This is a genomic window from Streptomyces sp. NPDC001617, assembly GCF_053596855.1.
The window spans coordinates 329,186-346,863 of record NZ_JBSFHA010000001.1; the positions used below are offsets into that span (position 1 = coordinate 329,186).

Annotated in this window: 17 protein-coding genes; 9 read left to right on the forward strand and 8 right to left on the reverse strand. The window is 71.6% G+C overall.

Annotated features, from left to right (window positions below; all coding sequences use genetic code 11):
• Positions 1-31 precede the first annotated feature (31 nt).
• Positions 32-673, reverse strand: a complete 642-nt coding sequence (locus tag ACWC09_RS01605; protein WP_450847399.1) for an alpha-ketoglutarate-dependent dioxygenase AlkB family protein — start codon at positions 671-673, stop codon at positions 32-34.
• Between the two features lie 138 nt (positions 674-811).
• Here ACWC09_RS01605 and ACWC09_RS01610 point away from each other — a divergent pair, with 138 nt between their 5' ends.
• Entirely contained in the window at positions 812-1,945 is a 1,134-nt protein-coding gene (locus tag ACWC09_RS01610) for a methyltransferase (RefSeq protein WP_450847401.1), read from the forward strand.
• On the opposite strand, the gene ACWC09_RS01615 is transcribed toward ACWC09_RS01610, so the two are convergent.
• Entirely contained in the window at positions 1,946-2,800 is an 855-nt protein-coding gene (locus tag ACWC09_RS01615) for a class II fructose-bisphosphate aldolase (RefSeq protein WP_450847403.1), read from the reverse strand. It lies immediately after the preceding gene.
• A 15-nt stretch (positions 2,801-2,815) separates the two neighbouring features.
• Positions 2,816-3,697, reverse strand: coding sequence for an SIS domain-containing protein (locus ACWC09_RS01620; RefSeq protein WP_450847405.1), 882 nt, complete (start codon positions 3,695-3,697; stop codon positions 2,816-2,818).
• Between the two features lie 123 nt (positions 3,698-3,820).
• Here ACWC09_RS01620 and ACWC09_RS01625 point away from each other — a divergent pair, with 123 nt between their 5' ends.
• From ACWC09_RS01625 to ACWC09_RS01645, 5 genes are all read left to right on the forward strand, one after another.
• Positions 3,821-4,600 (forward strand): DeoR/GlpR family DNA-binding transcription regulator, encoded by a 780-nt coding sequence (locus ACWC09_RS01625; RefSeq protein WP_450847406.1) that lies wholly within the window; start codon positions 3,821-3,823, stop codon positions 4,598-4,600.
• Between the two features lie 85 nt (positions 4,601-4,685).
• Entirely contained in the window at positions 4,686-6,524 is a 1,839-nt protein-coding gene (locus ACWC09_RS01630) for a glycoside hydrolase family 15 protein (protein ID WP_450847408.1), read from the forward strand.
• 128 nt (positions 6,525-6,652) lie between these two features.
• Positions 6,653-7,306 (forward strand): hypothetical protein, encoded by a 654-nt coding sequence (locus ACWC09_RS01635; RefSeq protein ID WP_450847410.1) that lies wholly within the window; start codon positions 6,653-6,655, stop codon positions 7,304-7,306.
• A gap of 290 nt (positions 7,307-7,596) precedes the next feature.
• Positions 7,597-8,343 (forward strand): hypothetical protein, encoded by a 747-nt coding sequence (locus ACWC09_RS01640; protein ID WP_450847411.1) that lies wholly within the window; start codon positions 7,597-7,599, stop codon positions 8,341-8,343.
• Positions 8,344-8,430: 87 nt separating this feature from the next.
• Positions 8,431-8,997, forward strand: a complete 567-nt coding sequence (locus ACWC09_RS01645) for an AMIN-like domain-containing (lipo)protein (protein ID WP_450847413.1) — start codon at positions 8,431-8,433, stop codon at positions 8,995-8,997.
• A gap of 18 nt (positions 8,998-9,015) precedes the next feature.
• Here ACWC09_RS01645 and ACWC09_RS01650 read toward each other — a convergent pair whose 3' ends face one another.
• The 4 genes from ACWC09_RS01650 to ACWC09_RS01665 form a co-directional block, all read right to left on the reverse strand.
• On the reverse strand, positions 9,016-9,999 hold the full coding sequence (locus ACWC09_RS01650) for a S1C family serine protease (RefSeq protein WP_450847415.1): 984 nt from the start codon (positions 9,997-9,999) through the stop codon (positions 9,016-9,018).
• A 103-nt stretch (positions 10,000-10,102) separates the two neighbouring features.
• Positions 10,103-11,206 (reverse strand): GNAT family N-acetyltransferase, encoded by a 1,104-nt coding sequence (locus tag ACWC09_RS01655; protein WP_450847417.1) that lies wholly within the window; start codon positions 11,204-11,206, stop codon positions 10,103-10,105.
• 314 nt (positions 11,207-11,520) lie between these two features.
• On the reverse strand, positions 11,521-12,282 hold the full coding sequence (locus tag ACWC09_RS01660) for an ABC transporter permease (RefSeq protein WP_450847419.1): 762 nt from the start codon (positions 12,280-12,282) through the stop codon (positions 11,521-11,523).
• Positions 12,269-13,144, reverse strand: a complete 876-nt coding sequence (locus ACWC09_RS01665) for an ABC transporter ATP-binding protein (RefSeq protein WP_450847421.1) — start codon at positions 13,142-13,144, stop codon at positions 12,269-12,271. Before ACWC09_RS01665 ends, ACWC09_RS01660 begins: the two co-directional genes overlap by 14 nt.
• Positions 13,145-13,193: 49 nt before the next feature.
• Between ACWC09_RS01665 and ACWC09_RS01670 the strand changes: the two genes are divergently transcribed.
• Together ACWC09_RS01670 and ACWC09_RS01675 are read left to right on the forward strand one after the other, a co-directional pair.
• Complete coding sequence (locus ACWC09_RS01670; protein WP_450847423.1) at positions 13,194-13,826, forward strand: TetR/AcrR family transcriptional regulator; 633 nt, start codon at positions 13,194-13,196, stop codon at positions 13,824-13,826.
• A 185-nt stretch (positions 13,827-14,011) separates the two neighbouring features.
• On the forward strand, positions 14,012-15,541 hold the full coding sequence (locus tag ACWC09_RS01675; RefSeq protein WP_450847424.1) for a DUF2079 domain-containing protein: 1,530 nt from the start codon (positions 14,012-14,014) through the stop codon (positions 15,539-15,541).
• A 79-nt stretch (positions 15,542-15,620) separates the two neighbouring features.
• Here the strand turns inward: ACWC09_RS01675 and ACWC09_RS01680 are convergent, their stop codons facing one another.
• Positions 15,621-15,980, reverse strand: a complete 360-nt coding sequence (locus ACWC09_RS01680) for an ArsR/SmtB family transcription factor (protein ID WP_450847426.1) — start codon at positions 15,978-15,980, stop codon at positions 15,621-15,623.
• A 144-nt stretch (positions 15,981-16,124) separates the two neighbouring features.
• Between ACWC09_RS01680 and ACWC09_RS01685 the strand changes: the two genes are divergently transcribed.
• Complete coding sequence (locus tag ACWC09_RS01685) at positions 16,125-17,429, forward strand: MFS transporter (protein WP_450847428.1); 1,305 nt, start codon at positions 16,125-16,127, stop codon at positions 17,427-17,429.
• Positions 17,430-17,678: the final 249 nt, after the last annotated feature.

Genomic DNA, 17,678 nt, shown 5'->3' on the forward strand with positions numbered 1-17,678 from the left:
CGAGTCTCCCATGATCCGCTGTCCCGTCGAGCTACAGCCCACTGATCCGAAGCGTGATGTTCAGACGTCCGGACAGCCCCAACTCCGGTGGGGCGGTGCCCGGGTACACCCGCGGCACCCCGTGGTAGGCGAGCCGGGACGGCCCACCGAACACGAACAGATCACCACTGCGCAGTTCCACGTCCGTGTAGGGCTTGGCACGGCTCTCGGTGTTCCCGAAACGGAAGACACAGCTGTCCCCGAGACTCAGCGACACCACCGGCGCGTCCGCCTTCTCGTCGCCGTCACGATGCATGCCCATGCGGGCGTCGCCGTCATAGAAATTGATCAGTGCGATGTCGTACGAGGATGCAGGCGCCCCCAGCGCCTCACCGACCGCCCGCCGCCCCAGCTCGTCCAGCCACCCCGGGAACGGCTTCACCGGCGCCCCGTCGCCGTCGACGACCGTGCGGGCGTAGGCATACGGATACCAGTGCCACCCCAGACACACCTGCCGAGCGGTCATCGTGCCACCGCCGGGTGTACGGACGGTGCGCAGACCGGCCGGGGGTCGGGCCCAGTCGCGGCAGGCTTCCACGAGCGCGCGCTGCCGGTCCATGTCGAGCCAGTCCGCCACGTGCACCGCGCCGGGAGAGACTTCCGTCCGGGTCCTCGGGAACAGCTCGGCGTCCATACACGCCATCCTGATCCATGCATCGTCGATGCGGTCGCCGGGTGGCCTCCCGAACTCGGCGATGTCCGCGAAGGTCCCGGGCCGCCGACCGGCCCTGAGCTGGCGCTCCGCTAGCCTTGACGCACGATGGACGACCGTATGACGACGCCGTGGGGTGAGCTGGAGCTCGCCCGTTTCCCCGAGGACCCGCGTGAGCGGCTGCGTGCCTGGGACGCCTCCGACGCGTATCTGCTCGGGCATCTGGCCGAGGAGAAGGTGCCGTTGTCGGGTTCGGTCGTGGTCGTCGGGGACCGGTGGGGCGCCCTGGTCACCGCGTTGGCCGAGCACCGGCCCGTGCAGATCACCGACTCGTTCCTGGCGCAGGAGGCCACCAAGGGCAACCTTGGGCGCAACGGCGTCGAGACCGGTGCCGTGAGGCTGCTGACCACGCAGGACGCGCCGCCGGAGCGGGTCGACGTGCTGTTGGTGCGGGTGCCGAAGAGCCTCGCGTTGCTGGAGGACCAGCTGTCGCGGCTGGCGCCGGCGGTGCATGAGGGGACCGTCGTCGTCGGGGCGGGGATGGTGAAGGAGATCCATACCTCGACGCTGGAGCTGTTCGAGCGGATTCTCGGGCCGACCCGCACCTCGCTCGCGGTGAAGAAGGCGCGGCTGATCTTCTGCACGCCGGATCCGGCGCTGGAGCGGCCCGCCAATCCATGGCCGTACAGCTATGCGCTGCCCGAGGGCATCGGGCCGGTCTCGGGGCGCACGGTCGTCAATCACGCGGGCGTGTTCTGCGCCGACCGGCTCGACATCGGCACACGGTTCTTCCTGCGGCATCTGCCGGGCGGGCGTGGAGCTCGGCGGGTGGTGGACCTGGGGTGCGGCAACGGGGTCGTCGGTACGGCGGTGGCGGTTGCCGATCCCGCCGCCGAGGTGCTGTTCGTGGACGAGTCGTTCCAGGCCGTGGCCTCGGCTGAGGCCACGTACAAGGCCAACGGGGTACCGGGGCATGCCGAGTTCCGGGTGGGGGACGGGCTGGCCGGAGTGCCGGCCGGGAGTGTCGACCTCGTGCTCACCAATCCGCCGTTCCATGCGCACCAGGCGATGACGGATGAGACGGCGTGGCGGATGTTCACCGGGGCGAAGCGGGTGCTGCGGCCCGGCGGTGAGCTGTGGGTCGTCGGCAACCGGCACCTCGGCTACCACGTGAAGCTGCGGCGGCTGTTCGGCAACAGTCAACTGGTCGCGAGCGACCCGAAGTTCGTGGTGCTGAAGGCCGTCAAGAGGTGATCAGGGGCGGGTGAGCGTCCGGATGATTCCGGTCACCGCCCGCACCATCGCTTCCCGCCCCACGCTCAGGTACGCGCGGGAGTCGACCGCTTCGGGATGGGCCGCCAGGAACTCGCGGATCGCGCCCGTCATGGCGATGTTGAGGGCGGTGCCGACGTTCACCTTGGCGATGCCGCCCGCGACCGCCGCGACCAGTTCGTCGTCCGGTACGCCCGAGGAGCCGTGCAGGACGAGAGGGACGTCCAGGGTGGCGGCCAGGCGTTTGAGGAGGCCGTGGTCGAGGGTCGCGGTGCGGGTCGTCATGGCGTGCGTGCTGCCGATGGCGACGGCCAGGGCGTCCACGCCGGAGTCCGTGACGAAGGCACGGGCCTGGGCGGGATCGGTGCGGGCTCCGGGGGCGTGGGCGTCGAGCGGGGGCTGCCCCGCCTTGCCGCCGACCTGGCCCAACTCGGCCTCGATCCAGAGGCCTTGGGCATGCGCCCAGTCCGCGGCCGCCCGGGTCGCGGCGAGGTTCTCCCGGTAGGGCAGCCGGGCCGCGTCGTACATGACGGAGCTGAAACCGGCGTCCGAGGCCTGCCGCAGCAGGTCGTCGCTCTGGACGTGGTCGAGGTGCAACGCGACGGGGACGGCGGCGCGTTCGGCGGCGGCGACGGCGGCGCGGGCGAGCGGGAGGAGGCGTCCGTAGCGGAACTTGACGGCGTTCTCGCTGACTTGGAGGACCACGGGGGCCTGAACTGTCTCGGCGCCGGCGATGACGGCCTCGACGTGTTCCAGCGTGATGATGTTGAAGGACGGGACGGCGGAGTGGGTGGCGGCGGCGTGGGTGACGAGCTCGGCGGTCGTGACGAGAGACACGGCTTCTCCTGAGGTTCAGGGGGCGAGGATCACCGAGCGGGTGAGGTGGCGGGGCCGGTCCGGGTCGAGGTCGCGGGCCGCTGCGACGGCGACCGCGAGGCACTGGGCGCGGACCAGTTCGGCGAGCGGATCGAGGTCGCCCGCGATCCACAACCCGCCCGTGGCGCGGACCTGTTCGGCCAGTCCCTCGGGTGCCTCGCCGAGCATCCAGGTGGCGGTGCCGTGGGTAGTGATGCTGATGGGGCCGTGCCGGTACTCCATCGCCGGGTAGGCCTCGGTCCAGGCGAGCGAGGCCTCGCGCATCTTCAGTCCGGCCTCGTTGGCCAGACCCACCGTCCAGCCCCGGCCGAGGAAGGTGAACTGCGTGCAGTCGACGAGCCCTTCGGGCAGCGCAGTGGCGAGCGCGGTGCGGGCGTCGGCGACCACGGCTTCGGTGTGCAGGCCCAGATGGGCGCGGAGCAGGGTGAGCGCGGTGGTGGCGAACCGGGTCTGGACGACGGACTGTTCGTCCGCGAAGTCGAGCACGATGACGTCGTCCGTCGCCTCCATGACGGGGGTGCGGGGGTCCGCGGTGATGGCGGTCGTCCGCGTGCTGCCCCTCAACTCACCGAGGAGTTCCAGGACTTCGGTGGTGGTGCCGGAGCGGGTGAGGGCGAGGACACGGTCGTACGAGCGGCCGTACGGGAACTCTGATGCGGCGAAGGCGTCCGTCTCACCCCGGCCCGCACCCTCGCGCAGCGCGGCGGCGGCCTGCGCCATGAAGTACGAGGTGCCGCATCCCACGATCGCGATCCGCTCCCCCGGCGCCGGCAGGAACTCGCGGTGCCGCGGTGCCTCGGCGGCGGCTCGTATCCAGCACTCGGGCTGACTGGTCAGCTCGTCCTCGACGTGCGTCATGACGCACCCCTCCCCTGTCGTGATTGTTCTTGCAAGATATAGCGAGTTTTCGAGCACAATCAAGCATTCGAGCTCAGGTGAGGTGCGCTAAGGTCGCCGGAGATCGAGGAACGGAGGCCGGGCATGTCGCGGGACGCACGCTGGAAGGCGCTGCTGGAGCTGCTCGTCGAGCGCGGCCGGCTGGATGTCGAGGAGGCGGCCGCCGATCTGGAGGTTTCGTCCGCCACGATCCGGCGCGACTTCGACCAGCTCGCCGAGCAGCAGATGCTGGTGCGCACCCGGGGCGGCGCGGTCGTGCACGGGGTGTCGTACGAGCTGCCGTTGCGCTACAAGACGGCTCGGCACGCCTCCGAGAAGCAGCGGATCGCGAAGGCGGTCGCGGATCTGATCGTGCCCGGCGAGGCGGTCGGCCTGACCGGCGGTACGACCACCACCGAGGTGGCCCGCGCCCTCGCCGTCCGCAGCGACCTCGCCGCCGGCTCCCCGGCGCTGACCGTCGTGACGAACGCGCTCAACATCGCCAACGAACTCGCCGTACGCCCCCAGTTCAAGATCGTGGTGACCGGCGGGGTCGCGCGCCCGCAGTCGTACGAGCTGATCGGACCGCTCGCGGACGGGGTGCTCGGTCAGATCACCATCGACGTCGCGGTCCTCGGCGTGGTCGCCTTCGATGTCACCCACGGCGCCGCCGCCCATGACGAGGCCGAGGCCGCGATCAACCGGCTGCTGTGCGAGCGGGCCGAGCGGGTGGTGGTCGCGGCCGACTCCAGCAAGCTGGGGCAGCGGGCGTTCGCGCGGATCTGCGCGGCCGAGGCGGTGGGCACATTGGTGACGGACACGGCGGCGAGCCCGGAGACGGTGGCGCGGTTCGAGGAGGCGGGGATCGAGGTCCTCGCGGTCTGACACCGCCTGGTCCGATCCCCGCGCTCCCGACATCGAATCGGCCTAGGCTGAGACCGGGATGCGTCTCGGGGTGCGGGAGGCTGCGATGGGCGCACGAGCGAGCGACGAGGCGGTGTCCGGGGGCGCCGCGCGCTATCTGCCGATCGCCGAGCACGGCCTGATCGGCGATCTGCGCAGCGTGGCCCTGGTCGGAACCGACGGCACCATCGACTGGTACTGCTGCCCGGCCTTCGACGCGCCGAGCGTCTTCGCGGCGATCCTGGACGCGGAGCGCGGCGGGTCCTTCGAGCTGGCGGCGGCGGTGCCGGCCAAGACGAAGCAGTTCTACTTCCCGGACACCAACGTCCTGATCACCCGCTTCTTCACCGAGGACGGCGTCGGTGAGGTGCAGGACTTCATGCCGGTCAACGGCGGGGACGTGGAGGCCGAGCGGCATCGGCTGATCCGGCGGGTGGTGTGCGTGCGCGGCTCCATCCCGTTCCGTACCCGGGTCGCGCCCCGTTTCGACTACGGCACCCGGCCGCACACCGTGCGCATGGCCGGTGAGGCGGCGGTCTTCGAGTCCGACGCGCTGTCGCTGGCGCTCACCGCGACCGTGCCGCTGGAGGCCGAAGGGCTGGACGCGCGGGCCGACTTCAAGCTGTCCGAGGGCGAGACCGCGGTGTTCGCACTGGACCAGGTCGGCGGCGACCTGGAGCCGCGGCGGTGCGCGAAGCTGGAGGCGGAGGAGCAGTTCGCCACGACGGTGGCGTACTGGCGGCACTGGCTGTCCGCCTCCAAGTACCGTGGCCGCTGGCGGGAGATGGTGCACCGCTCCGCCCTCACCCTGAAGCTGCTCACCTACGCGCCCACCGGCGCGATAGTCGCCGCGCCGACCACGAGTCTGCCCGAACAGCTCGGCGGCGAGCGCAACTGGGACTACCGGTACGTGTGGGTGCGCGACGCCGCCTTCTGCGTCTACGCGCTGCTGCGGCTCGGCTTCACCGAAGAGGCCGAGGCGTTCATGAGGTTCGTGACCCGGCACGTCAGTCCGGGCGACGGCAAGCCTTCCGGCCCGCTGCAGATCATGTACGGCATCGACGGCCGCACCGACCTCACCGAGACCGAACTCGACCACCTGGAAGGACATCAGGGCTCGGCGCCGGTGCGCATCGGCAACGCCGCCGCCGATCAGCTCCAACTCGACATCTACGGCGCCCTGATCGACTCGATCTACCTCTACGACAAGTGGGCCAAGCCGATCTCCAGCGACCAGTGGGACGACGTCTGCGCGCTGGTGGACTGGGTGTGCGAGAACTGGGACCAGCCGGACGAGGGCATCTGGGAGACGCGGGGCGGCCGCAAGAACTTCCTCTACTCCCGCCTGATGTGCTGGGTGGCCATCGAGCGGGCCATCCGCATGGCGGGCCGTCGCGGCCTGCCCGCCGATCTGCCGCGCTGGCAGGCGAGCCGGGACACCATCTACCGCCGGATCATGAAGCGGGGCTGGTCTCGGACCCGGCAGGCCTTCGTCCAGCACGAGGACAGCGACGTACTGGACGCGGCGGTCCTGATGATGCCGCTGACGAAGTTCATCGCCCCGACCGACCCCAAGTGGCTGTCCACCCTCGACGCCCTGACCCAGGAGCTCGTCTCCGATTCCCTGGTCTACCGCTACGACCCGATGGCCAGCCCCGACGGTCTGCACGGAGACGAAGGCACCTTCTCCATCTGCTCGTTCTGGTACGTCGAGGCCATGGTCCGCGCCGGCCGCATCGACGAGGCCCGCCTTGCCTTCGAGAAGATGCTCACCTACGCCAACCATCTGGGCCTGTACGCCGAGGAGATCAGCCGCACCGGCGAGCAACAGGGCAACTTCCCGCAGGCGTTCACGCATCTCGCGCTGATCAGCGCGGCGTTCAACCTGGACAAGGCGCTCGGCTGAGGGTGTTGCCGGCACCACCGCGTATCCGGGGCCCAGGCCCAGGGACGGCGGGCCGCGTGGTCGGCAGGATGCATGACGTCGGCGAAAGGGCCGACATCCATCCACGACCGAACCTCGGGGGAACACCCATGAACGAAAGCTTCGCCAGGCGCCTGACGGGTGTCGCGGGCATCGTCACCGCCGCCGCGCTCATCGTCGAAGTACCGCTGTACTTCGTCTACTCGGACGCGCCGCCGGACTCGAACGTACTGTCCAGGCTGCTGCTCGGCATCATCGCCCTGGTCTCACTCGTCGTCTTCGTGACGGCCTTCCGCGAACTGGTCAGGCGCATCCGCCCCGACTACGAGTGGGCCGGCTCGATCGCCTTCGCCACGGGAATGGTCTACGCGTCGGTCGCGCTGGTCTCCTCCGGTCTGGAGGCCGGCGCGGTCATCGCCGCCGACCGTCCGATCGACCCGACCATCACGGTCAGCGGCACCTACATCCTCTACGGATCGATCTCCCGCCTGCTGCTGGCGCTCTTCCTGACCACGCTGGGCTACGTCGTCACCCGCACGGAGCTGCTGCCGCGCTGGGTCGGCCGGTCCGCCTACGTCCTGGGCGCGATCAACCTGGCGTTCGTGCCGTCCCTGTTCTTCGGCAACACGCCGGCCCACTTCTACGCGGCGAACGGCTGGGGCACCACCGCCCTGATGGGCGCGATCCTCAGCTACTGGCTGCTGGCCGTGGGCATCACCACGTATCGCAGTGCCACGCGCGTCCGCCCGATGGTCGACGCGTAGCCTGCGGGTGGATCATCCGGGGATGACGATGGTGAGGCACCGGTCGATCAGCGCGGTCGCGTGTGCGTCCGATCGTCCTGCGGCCCCGGCGACGGGAATCCCCATGGACACCACGACCACCCTGCACGCGGTCCGCGGCCACCGCCGCGGCGGGTCGGAGCAGCTCGTGTACGAGGTCGCGCTGAAGTCGCCGACTGCGCGGCCTGCTTGCCGAGCCGGTCCAGGCGGACGTCGGCGACCTCCCGCCACCCGCGGTCGGGGAACTCGAGCGGTTCGGTCACCGCACTCGAGTGCCGATACTGCTTGAGCGTGGCCTCGGTGACCGCTTCGGGGACTTCGGCGAGAAGTCGGTCACGGCGGCCTCGAACAGGGGCTCGCCCGGTGCCGGGATGGTCCAGCGCTCGTACAGCTCGTCGGACCCCGCCGCCTCGACCGCGTTGCCGAAGGCGAACCGGACCGGCTCGGCCGTCAGCGACATCGCGCGGTGCCTGTCGGCCGGGTTCCGCGCGGGTCGGTGGCGGCGCCGGGGAGCGCTTCCCGCGGCCCGCCCCGGCCGCACCGCAAGCGGCGCAGGGCGGCGCAGGGCGGCGCAGGGCGGCGCCGAGCAGCAGGTTCAGGGCGAGATCGTGGTCACCGGCCGTCACGGACCGCTCGGCGACGGCGCACAGTACCAGGACGCGGGCGGCATCCCCGGGGCGGCCGTCCTCGAAGATCTCCCGGAGCCGCTCCTCGCGGGCCCGGTCCAGGTCCGAGAGGTCGGTCCGCTCCGGGGCAGCAGGCGGCGGCTGCGGGCGGCGGAGTCGATGGTGAGCGGGGGCGAGCAGTCCAGTGCCCAGATGGCCGAGGCGACCGAGCCCGCCGCAGGGACACCGCGTGACCGGCCTCCCGTTCGCGACGGGCCGCAGGAGCTGGTGCAGGCGCCCGCCACAGGGCGGCCGCACCGCAGCCCGCAGCCCGCAGCCCGCAGCCCGCAGCAGCGAGGACTTCCCGATGCCGGACTCACCGGCGATCACCTGTGCCCCCAGGTGTTTGCCTGAACACTCCCGTGATTCAGAAAACGCAACCATTGCGCGATCCTGGATGTCTCATCCCATATCAGCTCCAAACTTGCTTCGGGGGACGTGATGAGACGAAGCAGAACAGCATGGGCAGCACTCACGGTCCTGGTCACCGCACTGGGAGCCACCGCACTGCCGGCCGACGCCGCGCAGGCCACCGCCTGCCCGACCGGCTGGGGCAGCAACGCCAAGACGAAGACGGCGAGCACGACGACATCCGTGAGGAACGTCAGGACCGGCCGTCACACGTGCTACGACCGGATGGTGATCGACATTCCCGGGGCGGGCAGGAGCCACCTCGGGTACTCGGTCCGGTACGTCGGCCACCTCTATCAGGACGGCTCGGGTCGGCTCATACCCGTCGGCGGCGGAGCGGTCCTCGAAGTCCGGGTCACCGCGCCCAGCTATGACTCCAAGACGGGTAAGTCCACGTATCCGGCACGGGCGGGCCACCCCCTGCCGGGCGTCGACCTCACCGGGTACCGCACCTTCCGGGACACCCGGTTCGGCGCCAGTTTCGAGGGCGACACCCAGCTGGGGCTCGGCGTCCGGGCGCGGTTGCCGTTCCGGGTCCTGCGGGTGGACGGCCAGGTGATCGTGGACGTGGCCCACACCTGGACCGGCGCACGCTGACGCCACGAGCGGCCGCTCTCAGTCGTCCGCGACCAGTTCCACCGGTACGGCGATGACATCCACCAGCGCGTCGCCGCGCAGGGCGGTCAGGGCGAGGGGGCGGCCGATCGCGTCCTCCAGCATCAGGCGTTGCAGCGCCTGGGCGCTCTCCACCGGCTCGCCGCCGGCGGTGAGCAGCAGGTCGCCGTCGTGCACGCCCGCGCGGGCGGCGGGGGACGCGGGGACGACCTCGACGATCCGCAGACCGCTGCGGTGGCCCGTGCGGGTCCGGAGCGGGGGTGGCAGCGAGGCGGGAACGCCGGCGAGCCCCAGGTAGGCGCGGCGGACCCGGCCCACCGAGAGCAGGGCGGCGATGATCTTCCGGCTGGTGTCGTTGACGGGGACGGCGAGCCCGAGGCCGACGTCGGCGATGGCGGTGTTGATGCCGACGACCCTGCCGTCGGCGGTGGCGAGCGCACCGCCCGAGCTGCCGGGGTGAAGCGTGGCGTCGGTCTGGACGACGTCGTCGATGACCCGGGTCGCCCGGCCCGCGCTGGCCGGCAGTGACCGGCCCAGGGCGCTCACGACTCCGGCGGTGACGCTGCCGGCGAGGCCGAGGGGGTTGCCGACCGCGACGACGAGCTGGCCGACCTTGAGCGCGTCGGCCTCGCCGAGCCGGGCCGGGGGCGGGGTCGGTCCGTCGGCGCGGACCACGGCGAGGTCGGACAGCGGGTCGGCGCCGATGACGTGGAAGGGCGTGGTGGTGCCGTCGGCGAAGGCCGCCGTACCGGCGTCGGAGTGCCCGACGACATGGGCGTTGGTGAGCAGGAAACCGTCGTCGGTGAAGACGACCGCGGAGCCGGTGCCGACCACGAAGCGGCCGCGTGCGCGGCGGTGTGCGACGTTCAGGGCCGCCACCTTCGGAGTGAGCTCGGCGGCGACGGACGTGATGATCCGCGAGTAGGAGTCGAGCGCGGCCTGCTCCTCACGGGAGCGGTCGGGCCCGGAAAGTGTCTCGGCCACGAGTCGACCTTTCCGCTTGCCCAAAGGCTTGGATTACATGCTTACACCCATGCCTCGACAAGGGGACCGGACTTCGCTGCGGGCTGACTCCGGCCCGGTGCGGTCAGTGTGCGCGGGGTCCCGAGGCGCCGGACCCCGTGCGCAGGGTGCCGACCGTCCTGAGGAGCCGGTCGGCGGGGGCGCGCAGCTCCGGGTGGGCGTTGACAGTGTTTCTGAGGCCCCGCACCGGTCTGCGCCACAGCCGGTGGGCCGCCGCCACCGGGTGCGGGCGGCTGGCGAACCCTTCCGCCACGCGCAGCTCGCGGGTCTTGAGCCAGTCCTTGTACTCCTTGTCGCCGCGTCCCAGGTCCATGAGCGTCACCCCGTTGCGGGCGGCCGCCTCGGCGGTGCGCAGATGCATCATCAACCCCGGTGAGTAGTAGTGGAGTTCGGGGTCGTAGGCGGTGAACCAGGCCGCGAGCACGGTGCGCGAGCGCGGACCGAAGTGCGCGGCCACGGGCCGCTCTCCGGCGTAGAGGACGGACAGCACGCCGGTGAAATGGTCCTCGCGGACCTGGAAGAGGTGGTTGACGAGGTCCACGATCCAGGGCCGGGCGAACCGGTCCATGCGGCCGGTTCTGCGGTACTGGGCGGACTTCCACTGCATGAGCCGGCGCAGCATCCGCGGGTCGCGCTCGTCGAACTCGAACCGCACCTCGCCGATGTCGCGGCCCAGGCGCCGTTCCTTCTTCAGCGTGGTCTTGGCGAGCCCCGGGTAGGCGCCGCGCAGCCACTGCGCATAGCCGCTCTCGTCGGGCTTGAGGTCGACGACCGGGGAGGCGAAGGTGCCGGTGATGTGTCTGCCGAACGGTTTCTGTTCGGCGACGAGATGGTCGAACTCGAAGATGGACAGGCCACAGGCCTTCAGCAGCGCCTGGGCGTCCCAGGTGACGCCGGGGCGGTGGACGAGCGCCTGGCAGTCCGACAGGCCGAGTCCGATGGCCTTGCCGACGCCGAACGCGTTGCGCTCGTACGGGAAGAAGCCGACCGGCGTCCCGCCCTCACGCAGGACCGCGATGCGGGCGCCGGCGCGGTACCTGCCGATGCCGAGCGCGAACTCCGGTGCCAGGAAAGGGTTGGAGTACTCCGGCGACTCGTCCATCGCGCGGTGCCAGGCCTCACGGAGCGAGGCGTTCAGTTCGTCGACTCTGTGGATCGTGACATCCACTTCAGATCAACCGCCCTTCCACAGGCTCCGCGAGGAACGCACCGGCCGCAGTGCAGGCCGGAAGGGCGTGTGACCCCCTGCTCATGGATCGCATCGGCGACCGCTCCCCCGTGACGTCCCCCCATGACGCGCTGTCCGCGTCCTACCACTTCTTTGAGTATCAGCCGATTCGGCGCTGTGTACACGGTCGTTCCGCGATTGACCCCTCAGGTTCCGAACTGTCCGGCAGGGATCAAACGTCGCGAAACAGTACGCATGTTGTCAAGAGTGCCAGCCGGAACGGAAGTCCGCGACGAGCCATCTCTCCTGGGCGATCAGAGAGCCACCAGCCGCCCGTCCCGCCCCTGGAGGCGGAGCGAGGCCAGGCCGCCGCACAGCAGGGCCGCTCCGAGGAGGGTGCCGACGGCGGTCGTCGCGGTGTGCGTGTCGCCGTCGAGGGCGGCGTGCAGACCGCGCACGGCCCAGTAGCCGGGCGAGGCGGGGGCCACGTCCGAGACCCAGGCCGGCAGCACGGCGAGCGGGACGAGGGCACCGCCGACGCTGCTGAGCAGCATGCCACCGATGTCGAAGGACGCGGAGAGCTCCCCCATGCTGCGGACCAGTACGCCGATCAGCGCGCCGAGGGCGAGCAGGGTGGAGGTCCAGGCCAGCAGCACGCCGAACAGCAGGAACGGGTGGGGCACGGTCAGTCCGCAGACGGCCATGCCGAAGCCGACGATCAGCAGTTGCTGGGCGAGCAGGGCCGCGAAGACGGGGATCGCCTTGCCGAGGAGCAGCTCGGCGGGGTGCAGGGGCGTGCCGCGCAGCCGGTCCCAGGTGCGGCCGAGCCGTTCGGTGAGGATGGCGCCGCCGGAGATGCTGAGGGCGAGCAGCGAGAAGGTGACCAGGGTGCCGACGACGGCCTGTTCGGTGCCTGTCAGGGGGCCCTGGGCGGCCAGATACAGCGGACGCAGCAGGGTGATGAAGACGAGCGGCAGGATCATCCGGCTCAGCAGCGGGCCGGGCTCACGCAGCATCAGCAGGGCGTTGTGGCGCACCAGGACGCCGATACGGGCGAGGGAGTCACGCGGCGACATCGCTGTCCCCCTTGTCGGCCACGGTGGTCTCCAGGTCGCGGTAGAGGTCGTCCAGGCTCGGACGGCGGACGTCCACGGAGGCGGGCGTACGGCCGGCGGCGAGCAGGGCGGCCAGGTCGGCGCCGGGGTCCGCGGTCGGCATGCGCAGTTCGGGTTCGGCGGGGTCGGCGAAGGTGAGCCGGAGTTCGCCCGGCAGATGGCGGGTGAGCTCCTCCTGGGTGCCGCGCGCGATGACGCGTCCGGCGCGGGCGAGCGCCAACGTGGCGTCGAGGTCGACGAGTTCGGGCAGGTAGTGGGTGGTGTAGACGACGGCCGCGCCCGCTGCGGCGCGGGCCTTGACGGTCGCCAGGAGGGCCGCGCGGGTCTCCGGGTCGGCGCCGGCGGTCGGCTCGTCGAGCAGCAGGAGCGGCGGTGAGCCGATCAGGGCGGTGGCCGCCTGGACCCGGCGCCGCTGGCCGCCGGACAGGACGCCGGCCCGCCGGTCCCCCACCTCCGTGAGCTGCAGCTCCTCCAGCACACGGGCGATCTCCGCGTCCCGGCGCCGCCCGCTCAGCCCGGCCAGTCCGGCGAACACCCGCAGGTTCTCCCGCACGGTGGCGCCGCCGTACAGGGCCAGCTCCTGCGGGGCCACGCCGAGCAGCCGCCGCGCCGAGCGGCCGTCCCGCAGCGCGTCGTGCGGGCCGATGCGGACGCGTCCCATGTCAGGACGGACCAGACCGGTGACGACCTCGACGAAGGTGGTCTTGCCGGCGCCGTTGTGCCCGATCAGTCCGACGATCTCGCCGGGCGCCACCGCCAGTTCGAAGCCGTCCAGCGCCCGGCGCCTGCCGTAGCTCTTCACCAGTTCCTCTGCGACGAGCATGTCCTTCCCCCTCCTATGTATACGCCGTACACGTATACACTGTAGACCCATGGGTGGGAGACGGGAAGAGATTCTGGACGCGGCGCTGGCGATCGCCGACGAGCGCGGCCTGGAAGCGGTGTCGATGCGCGCGCTGGCCGACCAGGTGGGTGTGACGCCGATGGCGCTGTACCGGCACGTCAAGGACAAGGCGGCGCTGCTGGACGGCATGGTCGGGCGACTGCTCTCCGCGCTGCTGCCGTCGGACGGGGCCGAGGACCAGGCCTGGTACGAGCGCCTCAACGCCCTCGCACACGCCTGCCGCGCCGTGACCCAGCGCCACCCCTGGGCCGCGCACCTGCTGTTCTCACGGCCGGCCGTCACACCGGACGCCGTGCGCGCGGTCGACATCATCTTCACCGCGCTGATCGAGGCCGGGGTCCCCGAGTCCGAAGTCCCCAGGCTGGAGCGGCTGATCAGCACCTTCGTGATCGGATTCGCCGCGTCCGAGGCCTCGGGCCGTTTCGCCCCCGGCGCGCTCGACCCTCGCGCGCGCCGCGGCCGGCTCCCGGACAGTGAACTCCCCGGGCACAGCAGGCTCGCCCCCTGGCTGGACCTGCCGCCCGACCTCACCGCCGAGTTCGAGGCCGACCTGGCGGACATCCGACGCATGGTGCAGGCGGCCGCCGCCCGCGAGGACTGACGGCCGACTTCAAAGGCACCCGCGGTCGGTCCCACCGCAGGCGGCCGCCGCCTCGGCCCCGTCCGACGGCAGTGCGCGAACAGGGCAGGTGACCTTCGTCTCAAACTTCGACCACAGGCGGTGTCAACCGACGCCCCACTTCCAGGCGTACAGATCATGCAATGTGATCACCGCCGGGGAGTCCCATGACCGTAGAGGAGTTCGAGGAGCAGCGCGGAGCAGTCCGCCTCCCTGGTCGTATCGTCTCCCGGCCCGTAAGGAACCACCCCGTGCCCCACGCCCAGCAGGACTCCCCCGCTTCGCTGTTCCCCGGGCCCTCCATACCGGCGCCGGTCACGCCTCCCCCGCGTGACCGGCGTCCCAGCCTTCCAGGCCGACGCGACCCCCACCTCCTGGCGACCATCCTCTTCACGGCCTACGCGGCCCTGTCCCTCATCCGGTACCGGCATCTGGCCACCCGCTCCTGGGACCTCGGCATCTTCGAGCAGGCGGTGCGCGCGTACGCCCATCTGCGGGCGCCGGTCGTCGATCTGAAGGGGCCCGGGTTCAACGTCCTGGGCGACCACTTCAGCCCGGTCCTCGCCCTCCTCGCCCCCGTCTACCGGCTCCTCCCCTCCCCCGTCACGCTGCTCGTCGCCCAGGCCGCGCTCTTCGCGGTGTCGGCCGTGCCGGTGGCCCGTGCCGCCGCCGGGCTGCTGGGACGCGGGCGGGGGCTCGCGGTCGGGGTCGCGTACGGGCTGTCCTGGGGGCTGCAGCAGGCCGTGGACTTCGACTTCCACGAGATCTGCTTCGCCGTACCGCTGATCGCCCTCAGCCTGGAGGCGGTGGTGGCCCGGCGATGGCGGGCCGCGCTGCTGTGGGCGTTGCCGCTGGTCCTGGTCAAGGAGGACCTGGGGGTGACGGTGGCGGCCGTCGGCCTGGTCGTCGCCCTGCGCTGCCGCCGCTCCTCCCCGCGCACGGTCGTGTACGCCCTCGCCGTGGCAGCGTTGGGCATCGCGGCCACCCTCGTCACGCTCACCGTGGTCATCCCGGCCTTCAACTCGGGCGGTGACTACGCGTACTGGACCAAGGTCGACAGCGGCTTCGCCCCGCTCGACGGCATGGACACCAAGATCCGCACACTGCTGTGGCTGCTGCTGCCGACCAGCGGTCTGCTGGCGCCGCGGTCGCCGCTGTTCGTCGTGGCCCTGCCCACCCTGGGCTGGCGTTTCCTCTCCTCCGACGACCACTACTGGGGCACCGGCTGGCACTACAGCGCGGTCCTGATGCCGGTCGTCACCCTGGCCCTCGTCGACGCGCTGGCCCAGGTGCGCCAGAGCCCCCGGCCGTGGCTGCGTTCGTACGCCCAGCAGTTGCCCGCGGCCGTCGCGGCCGCCTCTGTGGCGCTCACGACCACGCTGCCGCTGTCCTCGCTGACCCAGTCCGCCGCCTATACGACACCGGAGGGCGTCCCCCGTATCGAGCGCGCCCTGGCCCGCATCCCGGACGGCGCGACCGTCGAGGCCGACATCGGCCCCATCAGCCTCCTCACCTCCCGGTGCCGTGTCTTCTGGCTCGGCGACACCCGGGAGATCACGCCCGACTACATCGCCCTGAACAACACCACCAAGTGGGTCGGAGACGTCGTGGCCTACGCCCGCCAACTCCACCCGAAGGCCCGGTACACGATCGACGACGCGGCGTACGGGTACGTCGTCCTCAAGCGCAAGTCCTGACCGGCGAGCGGCGTGCCCGATGCCCGCTCGGCGAAGCCCCGGCCCGCCGTCGGAAGCGGGGCCCGGTCGAGGGGCTGCCTCAGTCGTGCGGGGCCTGACCGCTCACCCGGTGGTCCGCGTGGCTGAGCGCCTCCAGGACGAGGCGGCGCAGGTGTCCGTCGCTGAGGCGGTAGTGGATGTGGCGGCCCTCCCGGCGCGTGTCCACGAGGCCGGCCAGCCGTAGCTTGGCCAGGTGCTGGCTGACCGCCGTGCGCGAGGCGTCGGTGCGCTCGGTGAGCGAGCCGACGTCCGACTCGCCCTGCGCCAGCAGCCACAGCAGATGGAGCCGGGTGACGTCGGAGAGCATCGCGAACACACCGGTCGCCTCGGCCAGTCGGGCGCTGTCCGGGGCACGTAGATGCGCACTCGGTGCAGGTGACATGGGGTCGCGTCCGGACATGGGAACAGCGTAGAGGCAGCGGGGCCCGGCGGACGCACAGGCATGAGGCCGAGCTCCGGCCATCATGTGCGCAGATGCGCACATGATGGCTACACTGGTCGCACCGAACCGCCGGCACACGCCCCCGCGCCCAGGAGCCGCCGTATGCTCGCCGTCCTGCGCAACCGCACCTACCGCCACCTCTTCGCCGCCCAGGTCATCGCCCTCGTCGGCACCGGCCTTGCGACGGTGGCCCTGGGACTGCTGGCGTACGACATCGCGGGCGCCGACGCCGGTTCGGTGCTCGGCACCGCGCTCGCGATCAAGATGGCGGCCTATGTCCTGATCGCCCCGGCGATCGGCGCGCTCGCCGGTCGGCTGCCGCGCCGGACCCTGATGGTGGCCGCCGATCTGACCCGGGCCGGGGTCGCGCTGATGCTGCCCTTCGTGGACCAGGTGTGGCAGGTGTACGTGCTGGTCTTCCTGCTCCAGTCCGCCTCGGCCGCGTTCACCCCGACCTTCCAGGCCGTCATCCCCGATGCGCTGCCCGACGAGCGCGACTACACCCGGGCCCTGTCCATGTCGCGGCTCGCCTACGACCTGGAGAGCCTGTTCTCCCCCGCCCTGGCCGCGGCCCTGCTGTCCGTCATCACCTACAACTGGCTGTTCACCGGCACGGTGGTGGGCTTCCTCGCCTCTGCGGCACTGGTCGTCTCCGTCCTGCTGCCGAACCCGACCGCCTCGCCCGCCCCGCGCACCAGGGCCACGGCCGGCACCCGCCTCTTCTTCACCGTCCCGCGACTGCGCGCTCTGCTCGCCCTCAACCTCGCGGTCGCCGCCGCGAGCGCGATGGTGACGGTCAACTCCGTCGTCTACGTACGCCACTTCCTGGGCCTGTCGGCGGACGCGGTTCCCCTCGCGCTCGGCGCGTACGGCGCCGGCTCGATGACCGTGGCCCTCGTCCTGCCCCGGGTGCTGGACAAGGTTTCCGACCGAACCGTGATGCTCTGCGGCGCCCTCCCTCTCGGCGCCGTCTTCGCCTGCCTCGGCGCCATCACGGCCGCGCAGCAAGGGAGTTGGCGCTGGCCCGCCCTCCTCGTGGTCTGGGCGGCCTTCGGCGCCGCATGCTCCATGGTGCTCACCCCCACCGGCCGGCTGATCCGCCGATCGGCGCCTCCCGAGGAACGCACGGCGGCGTTCGCGGCCCAGTTCTCGCTCTCGCACGGCTGCTGGCTGCTGACGTACCCGCTGGCGGGGTGGCTCGGCGCGGAGGCCGGACTGCAGACGGCCGTCGCGGCACTCGGCGCGATCGCACTGGGCGCGGGGGCGGGGGCGGTGCGGCTGTGGCCGGCCCGGGAGGCGGTGCCCGTCGAGGACGGACAGACGCGCACCGAAGCGCCGCGCCCGGCCTCCGCGCGACTGGGCCGCCCGCTCAGCGCACCGTCCCGCGACCTCACGACACCCGCCTGAAGCCCGGCAGCCGAGGCGGCCCTGCGGCCGAGTAGGCCCAACAGCCGGGGCAGTCAGCGGCCCAGGGGGTGTCCGGCGGATCAGCTCGGCGTCGCGGGGCCTGGCACGCGCTCCCCCACTGCCTTGATGGCGTGGGGGGACCCCCAGCCGCGTTGTCGTCGGTTGCCGATGCTCCGCATCGCCGCCCTCCTCCGCCTTGCAGCTGCACGCTCCCCCACTCTCGGCTTCGCTCGAGCGGGGGGACCCCCA

What these genes read in the sequence shown, in the direction of transcription:
- ACWC09_RS01610 (WP_450847401.1), top strand. Translation starts at nt 812, where the DNA reads ATGACGACGCCGTGGGGTGAGCTGGAGCTCGCCCGTTTCCCCGAGGAC.
- ACWC09_RS01680 (WP_450847426.1), bottom strand. Translation starts at nt 15,980, where the DNA reads ATGTCCGGACGCGACCCCATGTCACCTGCACCGAGTGCGCATCTACGT.
- ACWC09_RS01665 (WP_450847421.1), bottom strand. Translation starts at nt 13,144, where the DNA reads ATGCTCGTCGCAGAGGAACTGGTGAAGAGCTACGGCAGGCGCCGGGCG.
- ACWC09_RS01605 (WP_450847399.1), bottom strand. Translation starts at nt 673, where the DNA reads ATGGACGCCGAGCTGTTCCCGAGGACCCGGACGGAAGTCTCTCCCGGC.
- ACWC09_RS01620 (WP_450847405.1), bottom strand. Translation starts at nt 3,697, where the DNA reads ATGACGCACGTCGAGGACGAGCTGACCAGTCAGCCCGAGTGCTGGATA.
- ACWC09_RS01675 (WP_450847424.1), top strand. Translation starts at nt 14,012, where the DNA reads ATGACCGTAGAGGAGTTCGAGGAGCAGCGCGGAGCAGTCCGCCTCCCT.
- ACWC09_RS01635 (WP_450847410.1), top strand. Translation starts at nt 6,653, where the DNA reads ATGAACGAAAGCTTCGCCAGGCGCCTGACGGGTGTCGCGGGCATCGTC.
- ACWC09_RS01670 (WP_450847423.1), top strand. Translation starts at nt 13,194, where the DNA reads ATGGGTGGGAGACGGGAAGAGATTCTGGACGCGGCGCTGGCGATCGCC.
- ACWC09_RS01625 (WP_450847406.1), top strand. Translation starts at nt 3,821, where the DNA reads ATGTCGCGGGACGCACGCTGGAAGGCGCTGCTGGAGCTGCTCGTCGAG.
- ACWC09_RS01660 (WP_450847419.1), bottom strand. Translation starts at nt 12,282, where the DNA reads ATGTCGCCGCGTGACTCCCTCGCCCGTATCGGCGTCCTGGTGCGCCAC.
- ACWC09_RS01685 (WP_450847428.1), top strand. Translation starts at nt 16,125, where the DNA reads ATGCTCGCCGTCCTGCGCAACCGCACCTACCGCCACCTCTTCGCCGCC.
- ACWC09_RS01630 (WP_450847408.1), top strand. Translation starts at nt 4,686, where the DNA reads ATGGGCGCACGAGCGAGCGACGAGGCGGTGTCCGGGGGCGCCGCGCGC.
- ACWC09_RS01645 (WP_450847413.1), top strand. Translation starts at nt 8,431, where the DNA reads ATGAGACGAAGCAGAACAGCATGGGCAGCACTCACGGTCCTGGTCACC.